At 35.4% G+C, this 21,485-nt stretch carries 18 protein-coding genes; 5 read left to right on the top strand and 13 right to left on the bottom strand.

Annotation, left to right across the window (positions count from 1 at the left end; genetic code table 11):
- Position 1: 1 nt before the first annotated feature.
- Both ACXAGS_RS05425 and ACXAGS_RS05420 read right to left on the bottom strand, forming a co-directional pair.
- Positions 2-1,486 (bottom strand): M14 family zinc carboxypeptidase, encoded by a 1,485-nt coding sequence (locus tag ACXAGS_RS05425; RefSeq protein ID WP_474905218.1) that lies wholly within the window; start codon positions 1,484-1,486, stop codon positions 2-4.
- On the bottom strand, positions 1,479-2,135 hold the full coding sequence (locus ACXAGS_RS05420) for a peptidoglycan recognition protein family protein (RefSeq protein WP_474905217.1): 657 nt from the start codon (positions 2,133-2,135) through the stop codon (positions 1,479-1,481). Before ACXAGS_RS05420 ends, ACXAGS_RS05425 begins: the two co-directional genes overlap by 8 nt.
- A gap of 119 nt (positions 2,136-2,254) precedes the next feature.
- Here ACXAGS_RS05420 and ACXAGS_RS05415 point away from each other — a divergent pair, with 119 nt between their 5' ends.
- Positions 2,255-3,592: a serine hydrolase domain-containing protein gene (locus ACXAGS_RS05415; RefSeq protein ID WP_474905215.1), complete on the top strand. Its 1,338-nt coding sequence runs from the start codon at positions 2,255-2,257 to the stop codon at positions 3,590-3,592.
- A 452-nt stretch (positions 3,593-4,044) separates the two neighbouring features.
- The gene (locus ACXAGS_RS05410; RefSeq protein WP_474905213.1) at positions 4,045-4,446 is read left to right on the top strand and encodes a hypothetical protein; all 402 of its coding nucleotides are present in this window, start codon (positions 4,045-4,047) and stop codon (positions 4,444-4,446) included.
- Between the two features lie 25 nt (positions 4,447-4,471).
- On the opposite strand, the gene ACXAGS_RS05405 is transcribed toward ACXAGS_RS05410, so the two are convergent.
- From ACXAGS_RS05405 to ACXAGS_RS05395, 3 genes are read right to left on the bottom strand one after another with little or no spacing between them, the layout of a single operon-like run.
- Positions 4,472-5,317, bottom strand: a complete 846-nt coding sequence (locus ACXAGS_RS05405) for a 1,4-dihydroxy-2-naphthoyl-CoA synthase (protein WP_474905211.1) — start codon at positions 5,315-5,317, stop codon at positions 4,472-4,474.
- 2 nt (positions 5,318-5,319) lie between these two features.
- The gene (locus tag ACXAGS_RS05400; protein ID WP_474905209.1) at positions 5,320-5,679 is read right to left on the bottom strand and encodes a hypothetical protein; all 360 of its coding nucleotides are present in this window, start codon (positions 5,677-5,679) and stop codon (positions 5,320-5,322) included.
- The gene (locus ACXAGS_RS05395) at positions 5,666-6,310 is read right to left on the bottom strand and encodes a SatD family protein (RefSeq protein WP_474905207.1); all 645 of its coding nucleotides are present in this window, start codon (positions 6,308-6,310) and stop codon (positions 5,666-5,668) included. Before ACXAGS_RS05395 ends, ACXAGS_RS05400 begins: the two co-directional genes overlap by 14 nt.
- 112 nt (positions 6,311-6,422) lie before the next feature.
- Between ACXAGS_RS05395 and ACXAGS_RS05390 the strand changes: the two genes are divergently transcribed.
- A complete protein-coding gene (locus tag ACXAGS_RS05390) occupies positions 6,423-6,845 on the top strand; it encodes a GNAT family N-acetyltransferase (RefSeq protein WP_474905205.1) in 423 nt (140 codons plus the stop codon).
- Between the two features lie 106 nt (positions 6,846-6,951).
- Positions 6,952-7,785, top strand: coding sequence for a formate/nitrite transporter family protein (locus ACXAGS_RS05385; RefSeq protein WP_474905204.1), 834 nt, complete (start codon positions 6,952-6,954; stop codon positions 7,783-7,785).
- 57 nt (positions 7,786-7,842) lie between these two features.
- Here the strand turns inward: ACXAGS_RS05385 and ACXAGS_RS05380 are convergent, their stop codons facing one another.
- Together ACXAGS_RS05380 and ACXAGS_RS05375 are read right to left on the bottom strand one after the other, a co-directional pair.
- Complete coding sequence (locus ACXAGS_RS05380; protein WP_474905202.1) at positions 7,843-9,072, bottom strand: glycosyltransferase; 1,230 nt, start codon at positions 9,070-9,072, stop codon at positions 7,843-7,845.
- Positions 9,072-10,583, bottom strand: coding sequence for a DEAD/DEAH box helicase (locus tag ACXAGS_RS05375; protein WP_474905200.1), 1,512 nt, complete (start codon positions 10,581-10,583; stop codon positions 9,072-9,074). The genes ACXAGS_RS05380 and ACXAGS_RS05375 overlap by 1 nt, the downstream gene beginning before the upstream one ends.
- Before the next feature lie 229 nt (positions 10,584-10,812).
- Here ACXAGS_RS05375 and ACXAGS_RS05370 point away from each other — a divergent pair, with 229 nt between their 5' ends.
- On the top strand, positions 10,813-11,676 hold the full coding sequence (locus tag ACXAGS_RS05370) for a sigma-70 family RNA polymerase sigma factor (protein ID WP_010518862.1): 864 nt from the start codon (positions 10,813-10,815) through the stop codon (positions 11,674-11,676).
- 560 nt (positions 11,677-12,236) lie between these two features.
- On the opposite strand, the gene ACXAGS_RS05365 is transcribed toward ACXAGS_RS05370, so the two are convergent.
- The 6 genes from ACXAGS_RS05365 to ACXAGS_RS05340 all read right to left on the bottom strand — a co-directional run bounded on the left by ACXAGS_RS05365 (position 12,237) and on the right by ACXAGS_RS05340 (position 21,365).
- Entirely contained in the window at positions 12,237-13,397 is a 1,161-nt protein-coding gene (locus ACXAGS_RS05365; protein ID WP_474905198.1) for a YaiO family outer membrane beta-barrel protein, read from the bottom strand.
- 67 nt (positions 13,398-13,464) lie between these two features.
- Complete coding sequence (locus ACXAGS_RS05360; protein WP_474905197.1) at positions 13,465-15,771, bottom strand: sulfatase-like hydrolase/transferase; 2,307 nt, start codon at positions 15,769-15,771, stop codon at positions 13,465-13,467.
- A complete protein-coding gene (locus ACXAGS_RS05355; protein ID WP_474905195.1) occupies positions 15,771-17,201 on the bottom strand; it encodes a glycosyltransferase family 2 protein in 1,431 nt (476 codons plus the stop codon). Before ACXAGS_RS05355 ends, ACXAGS_RS05360 begins: the two co-directional genes overlap by 1 nt.
- Positions 17,202-17,206: 5 nt before the next feature.
- Entirely contained in the window at positions 17,207-19,108 is a 1,902-nt protein-coding gene (locus tag ACXAGS_RS05350) for a HEAT repeat domain-containing protein (RefSeq protein WP_474905194.1), read from the bottom strand.
- A gap of 145 nt (positions 19,109-19,253) precedes the next feature.
- The gene (locus ACXAGS_RS05345) at positions 19,254-19,628 is read right to left on the bottom strand and encodes a response regulator transcription factor (protein ID WP_474905192.1); all 375 of its coding nucleotides are present in this window, start codon (positions 19,626-19,628) and stop codon (positions 19,254-19,256) included.
- Entirely contained in the window at positions 19,629-21,365 is a 1,737-nt protein-coding gene (locus ACXAGS_RS05340) for an ATP-binding protein (RefSeq protein WP_474905190.1), read from the bottom strand.
- Between the last annotated feature and the right edge of the window lie 120 nt (positions 21,366-21,485).

Below are 21,485 nucleotides of genomic sequence, written 5' to 3'. Positions count from 1 at the left end.
ACTATTTAATTAGTATACCGTTTCCTGTATTTTGTGCTTCTAGAGGTTTACTTAGGTCAATTAGAAATCCGTTTACTACTGCGTGCGTAATTTTTTCTTCTTTAGCCAAAAAGAAGGTAGGGTTTACCCCAGGTTGTAACCTAAAATCTGGTAGCTTATAATTTTTGGAAACCAAGTTAATTGGCGAGTTAGAGAAACTTAATTCTTTTGGAAAACTAGTGGTTCTTACATAAGCGTTGCCCGTTTTCAAAAGGTCTACAGCATTAAGGACAAAAAATTCTTTACCTGTTGGTTGTACGGTACTTACCGCTATTTTTGGAGGAACTATTGTATATCCTGTAGCGTCAAAAGTTTCGTAACCGTAAAAAGTAGATAAATCTCCTTGGTCTACAATACTACTTCTATAGTGGAATTTAGAATGATAAGCGTCATCTATTTCATTTCTGTAAATACCTAAATCTAAAGTATACTCTTTATCATTTAAAATATAGGTGGCATTTTCTATTTTTAAGTCTAACATCTTACGATCATTCCTAGGTATTTCCTCATATGCCTCTATTGCAATGTCCTTATAACTTTCATTGGCAATAGTATGCAAAGCTGCCAAAATAGATACATAATTTAGTTTGCGTATCTCTTGCTTTTCCCTGTCATTTTTGTAACCGCCAGATTCAATTAAAATTAGACTTGTACCCCATTTCGCTATATTGTCTCCAAATGCACGGGGTTCAAAATCATCGCCATATCTACCTACCTGGCCTGGAGCATATTTTTGAATTATATTATTCATGTAAACAATAACCTTCATGGCATTTGCACGTACATCATTAATATCTTTTTCATAATTGTAGGCAGTAGCCAAATAAGAGATGGTTGCTGGTTTATTGGTACGTTCCGCATTATAATACCGGCTCTGATCATGTAAATTAAATCCAAAATCTGCATTTATGCTATCGCGAATTCTTTTTAAAACCTGGCCTTCTGGAGACTGTAGCCTTAAGGCATCTCTGTTAATATCAATACCTAGCGCATTTCTTCTGGTAAATACTTCTGCACCGTCTGGGTTAAGCATCGGTAGAAAATGCAAAGTTAGTTTACTAAGAATTGCTTTTTTTTCGGCTTTAAAAGCTTTGCCATTCAAAAAATTAAAAATATCAAAAATGGCTTGGGTTGCTGTTGGCTCATCACCATGCATTTGACTCCAGAGAAAAACATTTATTGGACCTTCTCCTATACTTATTAAACGTAAATCCCTACCCTCTATAGATTCTCCAACCTTTTTTACAGTGTACCTAGGGTCAGTTTTTAATTTATTAATCAACGGTTGTAGTTGATGGTGCTTTATTCTTCTTTTATCAAGTGTTTCTTCCTTGTAATCATTATAAGTGCCGTACAAACTCTCAGTAAAGTCTTGGGCAATTAAATTAGACTGACACGACAAACAAATTAAGAAAGCGTAAAAGAAATTACTCTTTAGTTTAATCATTAGGTATGGGTTTAAATTTAAAGGCTTTTGTAGCCCTGCGTAATTTAGTCATAAAATCTTTTCCCGGGTCTGTTTTAATGGTGCGGTAACTTTGGTCTACTTCTAACCAAAGCGGGTGATCTTCAAAATAAGTATACTCGTAATGTCCTATTAGGTATTCTATGGGGTATTTGTTTTTTAAATAGGTTATTAAATCAATATTCGCTTTTAATTGTTTCTTGGTCAACGGTGTGCTTTCCGTACCGCCTACATTTTCAATACCAACGGCGCAATGGTTTAAGCCAATTACATGCCTAGCCATAAAAGTTTCTGGCATTAACCGGTAGATAGTGCCATCTTGGTCTATTAAAAATTGACTGGAAACATTTAAATTTCCAGCACTGGTTATATCTTTTCTAGAACTAGGTAAAGTATTGTCTTTAAATGCATTAAAAGATTCTTCTAGAGTAGGTATAGCGGTCCAATGCACAACAATCATTTTGGGGTCAATGGTAATATGGTCCTGCGCCAAGTTATAATGTTCCATTAAATAAGATTGTGTCATGGCAATTCGGTCTTCGTCAAAATCTATTGGCTTATCAATAATCTTTGCGCCCGTTGCACAACCTATAAGTAAATATCCAAACAGTATAACTAAAATTCTATGCATAATTCTAAAATAAACTATTCTAAAACCAGTACCAAAAAACAAATATTTGACCTATAGTAAAAGCTATCTACTACCTTACTTATTAATGGTATATTTAAAGTACATTAAAATTGAAGATTATGAAATGGTTTAAACGAATTGCCCTTTTACTATTAGTGTTAATAGGTATCCTCTTTTACTTGAACCATAAAAAACTAACTATGATTTCTGGCTACGCCGCTAAATATATGGTCTCTAGTGTTCTGATTGCCAATCATGTACCAGATAGGGTTAAAAAAGTTGATTTAGACGCACCATTGATAAAATTAGCAGATGTAACCTACAATAATTCTAAAAAAGAAGCTACTGCAAATGTTTATGGCTTACAAAATCGTAAGGCCATATATAGGCCCGGCCTCGGGGGAGCACTTGTACCAGATGATTATAAAATTTCAAAAACAAATCTAAAACCAAATAGAAGTCAGCAATTTGATTCTATTGCTTATCCTTATGGCCATTTGCCGCCAAAGGATAGTACGTTTAAGGAAATAGATTACGACAAACTGAGTAAGGCCATGGCGCAGGTCTTTTCTAATCCAGAAATTCAAAAGACAAGAACGGCTTTAGTTTTATATAAAGGACATTTGATCGCAGAACGTTATGCCGATGGTTTTAATGCTGAAACCCCTGTTTTAGGCTGGTCTATGACCAAAAGTTTACTTGCCACCTGTTTTGGTATTCTAGAGCACCAAGGAAAGATTAATTTGGATTGGCCGGCACCTATTGTGGAATGGAAAAATGACAACCGTAAAAATATAACGTTAAACCATTTATTACGTATGCAAAGTGGCTTGGAATGGGAAGAAGATTATACCAAGATATCTGACGTTACCCAAATGCTGTTTCTAGATAGTGATATGACAATTGCGCAAAAAAATAAAAAAGCAATTGCTAAACCGGGCGAAATCTGGAACTATTCTTCTGGTACTACCAACCTACTCTCTGGAATTCTTCGGCAACAATTTAGAGATTACCAAGATTATTTGAACTTTCCTTATTCCGAATTCTTAGATAAGATTGGTGCACACAGTTTTTTAATTGAAACAGATATGGCTGGCAATTTTGTGGGGTCCTCTTATGGCTGGGCCAGTACTAGGGATTGGGCACGTGTTGGGCAATTGTATTTAGATAACGGTGTTTGGAATGGAGAAGAACTTTTTGATAAAAGTTGGATAAAATACATAACAAGACCAACGGCTAATTCTAATGGTACTTATGGTGGACAATTTTGGCTAAACAGCCAAGGAGACTATCCAGACGTTCCTAAGGATTTGTATTCAATGAACGGTTACCAAGGGCAACATGTTTACATTATACCGTCCAAGGATTTAGTAATTGTACGAACTGGTTTGGGTGAAAGACCTGAATATGATGCCAATGCATTTTTATCTATGGTTGCTGCTGCTGTGGTAGAATAAATCTTATAACAGTATTTTATAAACATACCACACTTTATAGGGCTTACACAACAATATTTTCTTTTACGGAAACAAGCTACATACATTTACATCGTAATAAACAAAGAAGTAAATTTTTTCATTTTCATATAGTGTTCTCGTAAAAGGGCCTTCGTCATCTGACAAGGCTCTTTTCAATTTAAACAGGTTCTGGCTACAGTAAAACACAATTTTTGAGCTAGACCACAATTTAAAGGCACTTCACAACAATAATTTCAGATTAGCTTCCTAGCCTACTACATTTACAACGTATTAAATAAGAAAAACAAAATTTTCATTTTCATATAGTGTTCTCGTAAAAGGGCCTTCGTCATCTGACAAGGCTCTTTTCAATTTAAATATACTCTCAAAACTATGTGACCTCTTTTCTCTTTTGGTGTCTTAAATAGTGTAGAACGATAACACTATTACAAATGAGAAGGACTATACTTTTATTAGCTTTAGTATTAATGGGTTTTATGGGTGTTACAGCTCAAACCACAGAAACCACCAATGCAGTAGAAGAAGTTACAGAAGAAGTATCTGATAAACTTTTAAAAGAGCGCGAAAAAGCAATTAAAGCGGAGCAAAAAGCGGCCAAACAAGCAGAAAAGGCACTTAAAAAGCAACATTCTCTTGAAAAAAGTATTTTAAAAGCGCAAAAAAGAGTGCGTTCTAATGAACGACGAATTGCCAAATTGAGAAATAAATTAAAAATGGCAGAAGAATTAGAGCCTGTTAAAAAAGAAAAGCTAGAATACCAACTTGCCAAGGCTGAAAAAGAATTAGAAGGCAATCAGAAAAAACTAAATAAAACCCGTTCCAAATTATACTAAGGAACGGGTTTCCTTTTTTTAGGATTTAAGGAATCCATTTATTTTCTCCAAAATTAGGCTTTCGCTTTTCTAAGAAAGCATTACGGCCTTCTTTAGCTTCATCCGTCATGTACGCCAAACGGGTGGCTTCTCCCGCAAATACTTGCTGGCCAACCATGCCATCATCCGTTAAGTTCATGGCAAATTTCAACATTTTTATAGATGTAGGGGATTTAGCCAATACTTCTTGTGCCCATTGGTAGGCTGTTGCTTCTAGTTCATCATGGGGTATTACCGCATTAACCATTCCCATTTCGTAGGCTTCCTGTGCCGAATAATTTCTACCTAAAAAGAAAATTTCACGGGCTTTCTTTTGTCCCACCATTTTAGCCAAATATGCAGAACCATAACCACCATCAAAACTGGTAACATCGGCATCTGTCTGCTTAAAAATTGCGTGTTCCTTACTAGCCAAAGTCATATCGCAAACTACATGCAGACTGTGCCCGCCACCAACGGCCCAACCTGGTACAACGGCTATAACCACTTTGGGCATAAAGCGGATTAAACGCTGTACCTCTAGTATGTTTAACCTATGGTAGCCATCTTCACCAACATAGCCTTTGTGTCCCCTAGCCTTTTGGTCTCCGCCACTACAGAATGCCCATTTACCATCCTTAGTAGAGGGTCCTTCGCCAGAAAGTAAAACCACCCCAATAGAAGTATCTTCTTGCGCATCATAAAATGCCTTATACAATTCGGCCGTAGTTTTAGGTCTAAAAGCATTGCGTACGTCTGGTCTATTAAAGGCAATACGTGCCACACCATCGCACTTTTTATAGGTAATGTCTTCAAATTCTATGGCCGTTTGCCAATTGGGTGTTTTATCCATTTTTATAAGTTAATTTGTATAAAGGGTTTAAAAAGTAGGAATGCCAATACTGCAGCGGCAATAGAGATAAAGTTTCCTACTATGAAATAATCATTATTTACTTTAGCTTCTTTATCGCTATCTAAACGGGTGCCCAATTTAATAGCACCAAAAAGAATCAATGCAGAACCTTGAAAATTCGTTAGCAATAAAAAGGTTAAAAAAACACGCTCTAAAAAGCCTTTGAGCCAAGAGGTACTTTTTTGTCCTAAACTTTTTTTACTGTTTTTGGGGTCTAACCATTTAGATACCGCATAAAAGATAATGAGCAAAAAAACCTCTATAATTACATAATATAAGATGTGAAATTTAAGTTCGCTCATTAGCTATAATATTTAAAATCAATGCTTTTACGGTATCGTAAGCTTCAATTTTTAAAGAATTGTACTTTTTCCAAGCTCCAGAACGGGTTTTGTACAACCCAAGTTCTTGCAATTTTTTATAATCCTTATGGGTTAAAAATGCGGAAATAATTTCAGATTCACTGCTTTTCCAACCGCTTTTTATGTTCTGGTACAAATATAAGCTCAGTTGTAGTTGTGTATCTGTATACGATTGTAATGCTACATAAAAATGTGACTCCCCATCTTTGAGCAATTCTAAACCTTCTCTGGCCTGTGTTAAACCACTACCGTACATCTCATGTGCTATTCTTGGATTTATAGGTGTTTCTATTTCGCCATATAATAAGGCATAGCGTAGTTTAAAAGGAAAGCCCAATTTCAACAATTGCTCGTCTAAATAAAAAACAAGCGTAAATAACGCATTTTTACTAGCTACCACACCTTGGAACTCATCTCCTAGCGTTATGGTCAAGGGCGATAATATACTTTCCTGGAAATTAGTATTAACTTGCTGTATAAGCGATTTAAACGCTTCCATAAAACCTTTATCCTTACCAATGGAGCGGCTATCGATAACATCTGCCATAATTATGTAGTACTGCTCTGCCATAATATCCTATTTTTGGAAACAACAAACAATGTTTCTTAAAAACGGAAACAATATACAAAATTTCCTTCAAATGGAAATAATTAATTAAAAGAAAGCCGGTATCTTTAACAAAATGAAAACCGTAATACAAATAAGACCCATACACTATACTAAAACATGGCCTATAAGGCATAGCGTAATGTGGCCTAACCAGTCGATAGATTTTGTAAAACTAGAAAAAGATGCAGAAGGTTCGCATTTAGGCTTGTTTGTAGGTGAACAATTAACCAGCATCATTTCTTTGTTCCATACATTAGAAGGTTTGCAATTTAGAAAGTTCGCTACACTAACCAAAGCGCAAGGAAACGGATACGGTACCCATTTGTTAAAGGAAGTGCTTAAAAACTATTCTAATAAATCTATTTCTCGCATTTGGTGTAATGCACGTACAGAGAAAGCTGAATACTATGAGCGCTTTGGTCTTAAACAAACAAATAAAAAATATGTGAAAGGCGGGATAGAGTTTGTGGTGATGGAGAAATTGTTTCAGCATTAACTATTCCTAGAAATTACCTTGATTGAGTTAGTCAGAAGGGGTAAAAGCACGCAAAAAAACCAATTCAGTTAATACAACATGTTTAATTCTAGTAATTTGCCATGCTATGGCAGAAAAAGAAGAACTAGATAAAAAAATTGAGGAGGTACATGAAAATGCAAACCAAGAACAGGTAAAAACTGAAGAAGATATTTTGGTAGACCAACTTTGCGAAGGCTTGGAAACCTACAAAAATAAGAAGACCAATGTTTTAATTAGTGCCCTAATTGCAGGTTTAGAAATCGGGTTTAGTTTTTTACTCTTGGCCATTCTTCACCACTTATTAAAAGGTAAGGTTTCAAAAGACCTTCTATTTCCACTATTAGCATTTGCCTATCCCGTTGGATTTATCATTGTAGTTCTGGGGAAATCTATCTTATTTACCGAGCAAACTTCATTACTAACCCTTCCGGTTTTGCACAAAAGACGTTCTGTAAAAGAATTGCTAAAACTATGGGGTATTGTTATTTTAGGTAATTTATTGGGTGGGTATATTTTTGCCTTTTTGGGCGGCCATACCGGGCTATCATTAGAGATTATAACAACAGAAAGCATAGAAGAAATTGCGCATCACGTTTCAAAATCTGGACCGCTTTTAACCTTAGGTAGCGCTATTTTTGCGGGATGGCTTATGGCCGTGTTATCTTGGCTTTTAAGTTCTTCTAGAGATACTATTAGTAGAATTGTTATTATCTATTTAATAACCTTTACGGTAGGTTTTGCTGGTTTTCACCATAGTATTGTTGGAAATATAGAGGTATTTGCCGGATTACTATTTACGCACAAGATTTCTTTTATCAATTACCTGAGTTTTCAAAGTTTGGCCCTGTTGGGTAATGCCATAGGCGGAGTGGTCTTTGTGGCTGGTTTACGTTACCGTGCTTTTGCCTCTAATTTTTAAGGTATTTGGTAACGCCATTATAGCTTCAATTAAATATCAAAAAACAAAAAAAGTACATTAATTGCCTTTGTTCTTTTCTGTAATCCACTTACCCATAAACTTGGTTGCATTCAGGGCATTGGTATATAAAAGATTACCTAAAATGTTTTTAGCACGATGCGTTTCAATATCTTTTTGAATAGCATTAAGTGTTTTAAGGAACTTTTCCGATTGTTTGGTTTTGTCATAATTGTTTTTCAGAAAAACAAACCCTCTTACTTGCGCATCTTGCCAGAGTTTTTCGTTTTGATAGAAGTTAATAGCTTCGTCAACAAATTCTTTTTTAGTGTTCCCCACACCTCCTGGCCAGTTATTAAGATTTCCCATCCCCTCTACGCCTATTTTAGTAGTAATGCTAGGCGTGCCACATTCCATTGCTAAACTTAGTTTACCTTTAATACCTGCCCCAAACCGTAAAGGTGCCAGTACCAAACGTGCTTGTTCTACTTTCTTTTTTAAATCTTTTACCCAACCATGCACTAAAAATCCTTCTTGTGGATTATGCCACTCTAGCACTTTTTGTGGCAAATAAGCTCCGTAAACGTTTAACTTGGTATTCTTTGGTAATTTTTGGCGTAACAACGGCCAAATATCCTGTTTTAAATAGGCTATACTGTCTACATTTGGTGCATGTTTACCGTTACCAAAAGTGATTACGTCTTTACGTTTTTCATAATTTGGCGATTCTTGCGTAGGAGGTTCTAATAAAAATGGCAAATGCAATAGGTATTGCGGTTGTATACCAACTTCCTGCTTTAAAAGCTGCGTTTCGTATTCGGATACAAGAAGGGTTAAGTCACAACGGTAAATACTGGCAATTTCACGTTGTGTTTTTGAATTGGCGTACCAATATTGCAATTGAAATTTCTGCCTTTTTTTATGGGCTAATTGCCGTGCGTCTCTTAAAGAATGTAGGTCTTCCGTATTTAAAATCCGTAATGCATCTGGGCACTGTTCCCGTATACGCCAACCAAATTGTTCTTCTAACATAAACCGGTCAAAAACAACTACATCTGGTTGTAGTTGCTTAACATAGGCATCAAATGTGTTGCTATTTAATGCAATTGCTTGGCAATGTACACCTAGTGTTTCTAAATTAGCAGAATATTCCGTTTTGGTAGCAGTTGTAGCAAAATGTACTTCAAAATTATTGGTTAAAAACAATTCCAATAGTTGCAACATACGCTGACCGGCCGCTGTGGTATCCGGTTCTGGCCAAACATATCCTACAATCAATAGTTTTTCCATTACATACGTTGCGCAAACTTCTTAGAAATACTAGAACGCAATTTGCGTTCGTAATCTTCTTCTAACCATTCTTTGTAATTCTTAGTATTATTCATGATACAATACGAATATTGGCGCACGCGAAATTGAATTTCATCTTTCAATTCCTTGGCCAAAATTCGAGCATCAAAAACATCTTCAGAATTTTCTACGCAAATCTGGGCATGTTGTTCAATACTACGTTCCAAAACTATTTTAGACTTGAGACCTTCAGCAAATACTTTTTTGTATTCCGCTTTAATATCAAATTTTATATTTTCAGAATTCTTGAATTTTGCTCTTAATTCATCTGGCATTTGATACACAAATTCGCGCTCAATGTCTTCATCGTTCTTGATATTTTCCAAATAAAAGTCTGGAAAATGGAAAATCTCCTGCCAATCTATAGGTTCGTCCCAAGGTCCAAAACGGGCTATATTGTTACCTAAATCCACCACATTGAACGATTCCTTGTTCTTATAGGTTCTAGAGCCCCTACCTATCATTTGAAAATACAAGGTTAATGAACGGGTGGCACGGTTTAAAATAATGGTTTCTACAGAAGGTTCGTCAAAACCTGTGGTTAAAATACTTACGGACGATAAAATTGCATCTGGAGTTTTATGAAACCATTCTAATATTTCTTTACGTTCCGTGGCCGTATTGCGGTTATCTAAATGCCTAACATTATAGCCTGCCTTTTTAAAGGTTTCATAAACATAATAAGAGGTATTGATACCATTGTTGAAAATAAGTGTTTTGGTGCCTTTACCTATTTCTTCATAGGCTGCAAGCAGTTTTCCCAACATGCTGTGGTTACCATAGAACTCTTCAGAAGATTTTACGGTGTAATCCCCGTTCATACCTAATTTCAAGGTTCTAAGGCTTACATCATAATTGTACAAGTTGGCTTTGGCCAAGAAACCATCCTCTATTAAAGACTTAATACTCTTACCTACGATCAACTTTTTATAGTTGTCTTTCATAGGTAGTTTAATGTTACTACTTAATGGCGTTGCCGTAACACCTAAGATATTCGCCTTTTCAAAGAATTTAAATAGTTTTCTAAAACTGTTGTAGTGCGCCTCATCAATAATTACCAGGCCAACATCCTCCAACTTAATTTTATCTTCCTGTAATCTATTGTTCAAGGTTTCTACCATGGCCACAAAACATTTGTATTTGTCTTGGTCCGTTAGTTCTTTAACCTCGCTATTAATAATCTTGTTGCTAACCCCAAAGCCTTTTAGCATTTTAGAGGTTTGCCCGCTTAACTCTATTCTGTGGGTAAGTACAACTACTTTTTTTCCGGTCTGTTCTATGTATCTTCTGGTAATTTCAGAAAACACAACGGTTTTACCACCACCAGTGGGTAATTGGTAAAGCATGTTGCTCCCTTCTGGCATTTTATCCAACTCGGCAAAAATCTTTTTAAGATCTGCCAATTGGTAATCGTATAAGTTCTTTTTAGCAACTTCTTTTTGTAACTCCAAAATCTATTTATGGTTTAGGCGATTTTTAAAAAACCCTACAAAATTAGCAGATTTTTGCCCCGGTAAAAAGAAAAACAACGGCTTTCCTTGGTAAAATTTGATATCTGTCTGAAAACCCATGATTTAGCCTTATTGGTAAATTTTGGAAAACATTACCATTTGGTATTTGGAAAAATGGGCTAAAAAGCCTATAATGAGTAATTATATACAAATCTGAATTATATAAAGAATGAGGCAATTAAAAATCATTAAGCAGGTAACTAACCGTGAGTCCAAATCCTTAGATAAATACCTACAAGATATAAGTAAAATTGATTTAATAACTGCCCAAGAAGAAGTAGAATTAGCACAGCGAATTAAAGCAGGTGACCAAGTGGCCTTGGAAAAATTGACCAACGCTAACTTAAGGTTCGTAGTTTCTGTAGCCAAACAATACCAAAACCAAGGATTAAAACTTCCCGATTTAATTAATGAAGGAAACGTTGGTCTGGTTAAAGCCGCCAAACGATTTGATGAAACTAGAGGTTTTAAATTTATTTCTTATGCTGTTTGGTGGATTAGACAATCTATTTTACAAGCACTGGCAGAACAATCTAGGGTTGTACGTTTGCCTTTAAATAAAATTGGTTCTATAAATAAGATTAAGAAGACATTTTCTTATTTGGAGCAGGCACATGAAAGACCTCCATCTCCTGAAGAGATTGCCAAGGAGTTAGATATGACGGTTTCTGAAGTAAAGCAATCTTTAAAAAATACCGGGAGACATGTATCTATGGATGCGCCCTTAAAAGAAGGTGAGACTTCTAATTTATATGATGTTATGCGCTCTGGAGAATCTCCTAAACCAGATAAGTCTTTATTACATGAATCTTTGTACACAGAGATAAACCGTGCACTAGAAACCCTTTCGCCTAGAGAAGCAGACGTGGTACGTTTGTATTACGGAATTGGGGAAAACCCTAGCATGACACTTGAAGAAATTGGCTCCACGTTTGATTTAACGCGGGAACGTGTACGCCAGATACGAGAAAAAGCCATTAGAAAGCTAAGACACAGTTCTAAGAGCAAAATACTTAAGACCTATTTGGGTTAAATAAAAAAGGGAGCTTTGAATAAAAGCTCCCTTTTCTATTAACACACACTTAAACTAAGAACAATTTAGTTGATTAATTTCAAAATGATTTAAAATTTCATTCAGGTTCTGAATAAAATTGGTGTAAGCACTATTTTCGTTTTTGTAGTTTTTCATGACTAAGATTTTTGATTTGGTTTTGACTATAGGTAATCTAATTCTACTAATTGGTTTACACTTAAAATTTCATTCAATTCTTGCAAGAAAGCTAAGTACTCTTCACCGTAGGTATCGTATAACATAGTGGTAGTGATTAAGTTAATTTAATTTGGGTTATTAACTGATACTAACTTATTTCAATCTGGTCAGCTCTTCAACAATTTGTGGTGTATGCTTTTATTTTTGTTGTGAAAGTTTAGTTAAAAGTATTTCTATTGGGTTCTAACAAACAACTTTGTCGGTCTTGATCTTGCTACCATGAAAAAAGATTAAAAAGTACCAGTGTAACTATACTAACAGCAAGAAATAATAGGAATTAGCCAAGACTTAACGAAATAATGTGCTCTGGGATACCCGTTACCCTATTTAAAGCGAATTTGATAACGCAAACCTGCGTTAAAACCCCAGAAATAGTTTCCTGAGTCAAAAGCCAACTCCTGCCTACGTACGCCTGCATTAATGGTATACACATTGGAATTGTTTTTGTTGGCAAATTGATATTCCAAATCTACCCGTTGACTTTCCAAATACAGAATAGTTTCAGACAATAGCCTATCATTGGCAATAAATTGGTTCAATTGAGAATCAAACCCATAAGTAAGTCTTGCACCAAAATAAGTATCCCCATCCCTAAAATAACGTCTAGCCAATAAGGTGCCTGAAACACCAATACCTCCATCATCTTTGATGGCTACATATGGCCGTGCAGAGAAATAAGAATTGCCTTTATACCATCCAAATGAGCCCGTACCAATAATTGCGGTACCGCCAGCACCAAATTGAATATATCTACCTCCAATAGAAGCTTCAAAACCCTTAGGAAGTTCCTTGTAAATTTCTGCACCCGCAGTGTGGTTAGGAAATATGGTTGCTTTAGAATAAAAGTAACCTAAGTAACCATGCCATGATTTATTTATCTTAGGATAATACTCTAAACCATATTGTATCCCTATGGTATCTAGTCTTTGAGAAAATTGTAGTTGTGGAATTACCGTGCCAATCTTGGAACGATGCTGATAGTTTAACTCTCCCCTATAAATAGGATCATAAACCATATCAAAAGCCTCGGCGCCCGTAAAAACACCAATGGTATTTCTTCTATTTAACTCCTGATTTTCTTTTTTAAGTGTTTCTTGTATTTCCGGCGTAGTGGTAATGGCCGTAATTAGCTCCTCTCTTAACGTTTCTAATTCCGCATCTGTACCCAAATATGATATTGCCTTTTGGGTTAAACCTAATGCTATTTGATTGTTCTGAGCATACTTCTCATTGCGTATGGCAGCCATCCAAGCCTCTCTGTGGTTACGTTTGTTAGAGGTAATCTTGTTTAGTTGCCTACGGGCATGGTCATACTTGCCGTCCCAGCTATCTAATTTTGCCAACAAAACAGAAGCATCTGAGTATTCTGGATAGTGTTTTAGCAGTGCATTTAGTTGTTTTCTAGCAGCAACTTTCTCACCACTAAAAGCTAAATCCCTTGCGGTAATAAAATTAGCATCGGCATCCATAGTAGTCTGCGCCATGGTTTTGCCCATAGTTCCAAACAAGAGGAATAATAAACAAATATGTAGGTAGTAAAATTTCATTCAATTATAAGGAACTTATAGCTTTAATTTGTTGGTTACACCTTTTTAACTTGAAAGCCAAATCATCTGAGCTAACTCTATTTTCTTTTAATTTATCAGCCAAAAAAGCTGCTCTATGATTATTTCCAGACCAGTAGTACGCATCTAAAAGTGCAGCATACCCATCTTCATATTGCGGGTACAGTTCTACCACCTGTTCTAACAATTCTATACTGTCATAATAACGTTTAGACCAAGAGAATATTCTACCCTTTAATATTTTGGCATCTACATGCCCAGGAACTTTATGCAAAATGTAATTTGCCAATAACAAGGCGCCTTCTAAGTTGCCAGAATGGGCCAACTCTTTTGCTGTTTGGTACCCTTTATCGTAATCAAGACCAGAAAATACACTATTAATATAGACCAAGTCCGCATCACTAAATACTTTGTTATCTGCTGGAAAAATGGCCAATTCCTTGGGTAATAATTTATCATAAGCAGTTACATATTTAGAAACCGCCTTGTAGGCTTTAAACCTTGATTTCAATCGTTTTCTTTCCGTTGTGGATTCTATTGGTTTTAACTCTCCCATAGGTTGCACTTTAACAAGTTGATCGTCTAGTAAAAAATAACCGTTACTATAAAAATCCTCCAAATAGCCTTTCCTATTATGCAGTGCAAATTCTTTTTCATTTTTAAATAAGCCTGAACCCAACCATGCAACCTGCTGTGGCGATTTAATTTGATAGTTCTCCTTTAAATAACCTAAGATGCTTGGCGCAACATCTTGGTGGGAGGCCACTGTAGTAATAACTTCTGGATTTTTAATTAGCGGGCCATAGAAAAAGAATGGAACGTGATGCCTTTCTATTGCATTTTCTGAAGGCAAATATTTATTTGCGGTACTGGTAACTAAAAATAAAGTATTCTGATGTTCTTTGGTTTCTCTATGAAGATTTATAAATTTTTCTAATTGTTTGTCCACATAAATTAAAGAGGCAAAATATTCCTTGTTTTTTTGAATTTGCTTTTGAACTTGCCTTGAAAAATTTGGGTTTAAGGCAATTTTTTCAACCTGATTTATAAACGTATCCTGTTCTGGGAAATTAAAGGGTCTTTGACTACTTAAATTTAGTAGTACTTCTATTTTGGGTGTATTTGGTATTTGGTAAGAAGAGGCCCACTTTCTATACAGTTCACCATCCGGATAGCCTAAACTCACTCCAGCTCTATCTTCTAACTGTAGTTTATAATTAGGCCCAAATTTGCTTTTATCCAAAACCACATCTACATGCTCTTGCTTTAAATAGGTGTCTAGACCACTAATTCCTAAATTACCACCATAATGAAAATAGCTTCTATAACCATTCTTTTTCAAAACACTATAAATGGTATTTCTGTTTATAGCCTGCGGCAACAACGAAAAACCACTATTACCATAAGGTAGTGAACCTGTAATGTTGGTAACCGCGTCATTTATTTCTGTTCCATTACTATAAAAATTTTGCCATTGAACAGAAGCGTTCGCCATTTTTACCAGATTCGGCATAAAAACCGCCATTTCGTTCGTGGAATCTGTGAAGTGTTTTGGTATACCGTCTAAGATTATTATAAATAGGTTAGGTGTCTTATTAGTTTGATTAATAAACTGGGACAGTTCATTGGTTGGCAAGTTTGGCTTTAGCAATGGAAATTCCCTTTCGCCCTTATAGGTATTTAAATCTAGTGTCTCCTTGATTTTATTGGCAAATAGGTATTGGGTTTTATTCTCGTTTATATAATTCTTTTCAACAAATAGACTACCTATTATAAATACCAACAAAAAGAAAATATACGGATATAGATGGCCTAAAATTGCGTTGAGTCTATTGGCAAATTTATAGCTGAGCACAAAAGAGCCTACAAGGATAACCATTAATATGAAGAAGTGAAGAATACTGCTTAAGGTAAGGGTTAAATTAAATCCTTCGTTTAAGGCATCATAACTTAAAAGCGAATAGTTTTTGACAAAATAGAGTACCAGAATGGCTTCCAAAAAAAGCAGAACACCATAAAAGACCATACTTAGTTTGTAGCCTAACCCGGGTTTACGTTTTTCAAAAAAACGAAAGGCAAACAAAAAGATAAAAGCGACTATTGAAGCAAATCCAAGCTGATTTATAAATAAAACATAGAAAGCACGATTAAATACCGAAGCAATAACCCCTTGGTCATATAATTGTATTTGCTGGTATATTCCTAATACAATAAGGGATATAGCAAAACCAAGATACAAGCGAGTGTAATCTTTAAGTGTACGTATTTTTTTTATGTTGGCTTTAACTTGCATTAGGCTGCTTTACTAAATCCTTTACGGGTCATGGCGCCCCATCCCGATTGTATGTTGAACAGTTTTTTATAATTTCCCTTTATAGCAGACCAAACCACTATAGGATGAAAAGCCACCGGTTCAATAATGGCACAGAACATTAGAATTAGAATATCCTTAGTTTTGTTGTATTGGTTATAGGAATACACATCCCACAGAATGGCATAAAAAGAGAACATAATGCTAAAGGCATATATGGCTGCCGTAATTGCTACAAAAAACTCCCAGTTTAAAATACCCATAAAATAGAAAATGATAATGGAAAAGAAACCAAAGAATTCTAAGATTGGAGACAACCATTCATAAAAAAACCAATACGGATAACTTAATAATCCTAATGTTCCGTATTTGGGATTAAAAAACATTTCCTTGTGCTTCTTAAGGGTTTCTAAATTACCTCTAGACCACCTATCTCTTTGTTTAACCAAAACCTCTAAACTTTCAGGAACCTCTGTCCAACACAAAGGGTCTGGTATGTATTCTATGGTATATGGAATCTTTTGGTCATGCATATATCTACGCATTCTAAATACAATTTCCATATCTTCCCCAACGGTATTGGTGTCATAACCACCGGCTGCAATGGCTACTTCGCGATCAAAGAATCCAAAAGCCCCAGAAATAATCAATAAACTATCTATTCTACCCCAAGCCATTCTACCTAACAAAAAGGAACGTGTGTACTCTAACAGTTGAAAACGGGCCAGCCAGTTGGTAGGCAGATTTATTTGTTCTAATGTACCACCAGAGATGGTACAGGAATTGGCTACGCGGATTACCCCACCTACGGCAATTACCTTCTTTTTACTACGCTGAGAAAACGATTTTACTATGTGTAATAAAGCATCTGGTAATAAAAGACAATCTACATCTATACAGCCTACATACCTATTTTCTGATAAATACATACCCGTATTCAAAGCATCGCTCTTACCGCCGTTTTCCTTGTCTATTACGGTAAGCTTACCAAAGGATTTTTGTGTGGATTTATAAATACCGCGAATGGGTTTAGACCTCCAATTAGGATCAATTTGCTTTTCTATTTTTTCTAAATGAAAGGCAGCAATAAGTTTTTCCAGGGTATCATCTTTACTACCATCATTAACCACCATTACCTCGTAGTTAACATACTTTAAACTTAATAAAGAACGTACGTTTTCTACAATGGTCATACCCTCATTATAGGCAGGCGCAATTATGGTAATTGACGGCGCCAAAGGCGAAGCCATTATTTTAGATAGGTCATTAAAACTGTTTTTTTTACGATAATGTAGTGAGTTCCTTGCAGATAAGTAGCCCATTATGGTAAATAAACTGAAAAGTACAATAGAAAAGGTGAGAAACACCATGTTCATGTACTGAATCAATATTTCAATGGAGCCACTACTCATGCGGATTAGGAAACTAACTTGTTATAATCTTTATTAAAATATTCTGGAGCAATCTCAAAACTGAATAATTGCTCTATCTCCTCTTCTTGGTTTGGATTTTCTTTTTCCAAACTCTCGTTCAGAAACAACAATTCTAAAGGTAAACGATGGTCTGCCAACTCTTCCTGTTTTGTTGCCTCCCCTCCTATTTCTTCTACGTCAACAACCACTTCTAAATTTTTAATACTATTCAGGTTAATTGTTTCCAATTCATCTTTTTCAGTATTGGTTGGTTTTGGCTGTAATCTATCCAAAGCCTCTCTTACGGCAGCTAACAGTACCTTATCTGTTTCAGTTTCCAATAAATGATGTAGAAAAACCACCTCTTTGTCCGTTCCAATTTTACCTGCTTCTTTAACCAGTACTACTTTACCCGTATGGTCTCCATAATTGAACAAGGAATAAAACACACTATCTTCTGGCTTATAATTGGTATCGAAATCTACAGCTTCATATTCAGGTTGGTTGGTATCTGTAAGGGTATCCACACCACCATTTACATGTTGGTTTTCGTTCTTTTCCAATCCTTGTAATATTCTAAAGGCTTTATATCTAATTTCGGAATGGTCTTCTTTTTCGGCTATAAATTCTAAAAACTTTATATCCTGTGGATTGGAGCTTTCTTTTAATTCAAGTAATAAATTTATTCGCGCTTCTTGGGTCATATGGATATAGATATCCATTTTTTCTTGGGTAGACATGGTATGTGCGTTTTCTGCATCCAAACCTTTGTTAGGGTTTAAATGATTTTCATAGTAGCTTTCTACTGTTTCTTCTGCAACGGTTACCACATCATAAACTTCTACTTCTGAAAACTCTATACTAGCTTGTTCCGCTGGAAGAACTTCCTCGTAAATCACGGTAATATCCAATAAGGATAAAAAGTCTAATTCTGTTTCTTCTTTTATAACATTATCTACCTCTGGTAGTTCTTCTAATTCTATTAAATCTTTAGAAGGCAAGACAGCATCTGGTTGTATGCGATTCATAGCACTTTGTGCCTTACTAGCAACAAGAAAATTCTTATCGTTCTTGCTTACGTCTTCTAGAAAAAATAAATCACTAGGAGTACCCATTTCTGCAAAAGCGTTTAAAATAGCTATTTTAACATCATTATTACTTTTCCAAAAAACCCGTTTCATAGTGGGTAAGGCCGAATGAAAATTAAAATCGATTATACAGTTTACAGCCGCGGCCTTTATAGTATCGTTTTTATGTTTTACCAACGTGGTTATAGCAGCTTCTGCCCCAATTTGGTTGTAATGTTTAATTAGACGTAAGGCAAACAATACTACGTCTCTATTACTAGATATTAGCCAATCTTTAAATTCTGGTGGTCTGTACCCTTCTTTATTTCCTAATACTTCTATAAGTTTTAATTGTTGCCACTCACTAATTGCAAAACGGGTAGAATCTAAAACATACTCAATACCTTCTGTTTTTAAACTCACCGTGGCCAACTCGGCCTGTTTACGTACCACACTTCGTCTATCATTAACAAAGCGCTTAATAATGTGGTAGGCATCTTTAACGTTCATTTTAGACAGTTGCAATATGCCCTTGGCTATCTTGTGCCACTGCCAACTGTTTAATTTTTTATAGGCATCTTCATGTAAACCCAATTCCTGGTATAATTTAAAAAGACGTTCTCTTGTAGAACCCGATACATCCTTTTGTAAATCAAAAAGAACTTCAGAAATGACTCTTCTAAATTGTTTGTCTTTTAGATAATCCCTAATGGTAATTTTAAGTTCTACATATTCTTTTTGTTCCTCTTTTGGACCTTCTGGTGTGTGGAACAAAAAATTACTAATAACCGGAGCCAATTCTGCTCGCTTGGCTTCAATTTTTTTAGTGGTAGCACTCATTTTATTTCTGTAATAAAAAATAAACAGAAAGTAAAGTGCGCCTAACAGAATAAATAAAACTGTTAGGTCCCATAAAAGGCTGGTATGTATTTGGGGGATTTCGATAAGTAGGTAATTTTTGGGGGTTAGTTACGTACTAGTATTATTATCTTTTTCTTATAAGTTCTCTTTTTACACGGACCAACAGTTCTGATGGACTTACGGGTTTTGAAATAAAATCGTTTGCACCCAATTCAAACGCGCTAACTACGTTCTCGTCGTTTGATGCTGCACTAATAAGTATTATTGGAATTTGACTATTAAGTTGATTTCTTAGATAGTCCGTTAACTCAATACCCGAAAAATAGGGCATCATGATATCAGAAACTATTAAGTCTGGTATTTGTGAGTCTAACTCTTCCTTAACCTTTTTACCATCTTGGCATAGTGTTACGGAAAAGCCTTCTTTTTCTAAACGATATTTTAAAAGTGATGCCAACATAACATCATCCTCTGCTAATATCAAACTCTTGTTATCCATTTAATTTCCATTCAACAAACGGGCTAACTCTTTATCAATTTGCGCTTCTACCACTCCGTAAGCATCAATAAAACACGTGTACTGTTCTTTAATGCCGTTAAGATTTGTAGCCGTTCTGCTAAACTCCTGTATCTGTTCTACATAATTAAGTAGACCATTTGCCTTTACCATTTTTAAAGAAGATTTTATTTTGTGGGCGGCAAAGCCAATACCAGAATAATTCTCTTCTATTAAATGTACCTTGGTTTTACCAATAAACTCAACAACATTGTTTTTTAGCATGGTAACCAATTCTTCTAACAAATCAGGTTTTTGCAAGCACTCATTGAACAAACCTTCTAAATCTACCAAAGGTTGACTTTCAGAGTTATTCAAAGTTAGTTCCGGGTTAATACTTTCCTTTTTGTCGTTGTTAATGTACTGGTCAATTCTGGTCAAAAGTTCTTCTGTTTTACAGGGTTTAAGCATAAAATCTACTATGCCGTAGGCTTTATAGCTTTCTTCTAAAGAAGCTTGTATGTCTGCAGATAGTAGTATAATTGGAATTTGTGGTCCGTCTACTTTAATTTGGATGTCCTTGGCCAATTGCACACCCGTAGTATCTGGTAACCGCATATCCATTAAAATGAGGTCTATTTTTTCTGTTTTTAAAATGTAGAGGCACTCTTCCCTATTTTCTGCCAAAAAGGGGTGTCCGCCACATTGTTTTAATCTACTTTCCATTAATTTTCTGGAAAGAAAATCGTCTTCTACAACTAGAATATTTGCTCCGGCTATACTTACACTTGTTTGTTTGGTCTTTTGTGTTTGTACGTTTGCTGCCATTTGCACTACTTTTTGATATGGTAATATAACATTGAAAGTTGTGCCTTTGCCCAATTGACTAGATACAGCTATGCATCCCATCTGTTGTTCTATCAATGCTTTAATAATGCTAAGTCCAAGACCAGAACCGCCATATTTTTTATGGCTTAGTTGAGTGGCTTGTTTGTATGATTCAAATATGTGTTTTAATTGGTCGTTTGCAATGCCTATACCAGTATCTGCAACTATAAACTCTAGAAACACCTGTTTTGAACGGTTTTCTTTAAGCTTAACTGTTAAATCAATACTTCCTTGTTCTACAAATTTTATTGCATTTCCAATAAGGTTTAAAAGAATCTGGGACAATTTTGCCGGGTCTCCCAACAGGGTATCTGGTATATTCTTATCATAAACAAGGTTAAATTTCACCTCATTCTTTTGATTAATTAAAGTTTTACATAAAAAAGCTACCTCGTCAATAACATTTTTTGGTTTAAAACTAACTTGCTCGTACGTTTCATGACCAGTAGCTATTTTACTATACTCCAATAACTCGTTAACTAAGTTAAACATGCTATTAGAAGCCACATCCATTGCCTTTACCAACTCTAATTGCTGTGTGTCCAAGCCCGTATCCTTTAACAAATCTAAAAAACCCATAACGCTATTTAATGGCGTTCTTATCTCATGACTAACATTAGCAACCAGGTGTAAATCAGTAACACCTTGTTGGTTTGGCTTAGCTGAGTTATTAAAATTTAGATTTGAACTAGTTTCAACATCACCAAAAACCCTAGACTCCAATCCGTTCTTAAAGGCATTAAAAGACGCCTTTAAAGCCGCGGCATCTTGACTTTTTAGCTCAGCGTAAGAAAAATTTTCTAGTCCGCTCTCTATTTTAGTCAAATAATCTAATAACTCTCTAGTATCCAATGCGTTGTGTTTTTAAGGTTGATTTTTGGCTGTCTATAAATTGTAAATAGCTGGTTTTATTAACTTTAAAACTCCCTATTTAACCCCCTACATACAACTAATTGTTACCTAGTGCTCGTT

It is taken from the genome of Croceivirga sp. ABH4_376, from assembly GCF_056160685.1.
This window is presented reverse-complemented; position numbering and strand designations above follow the sequence as displayed.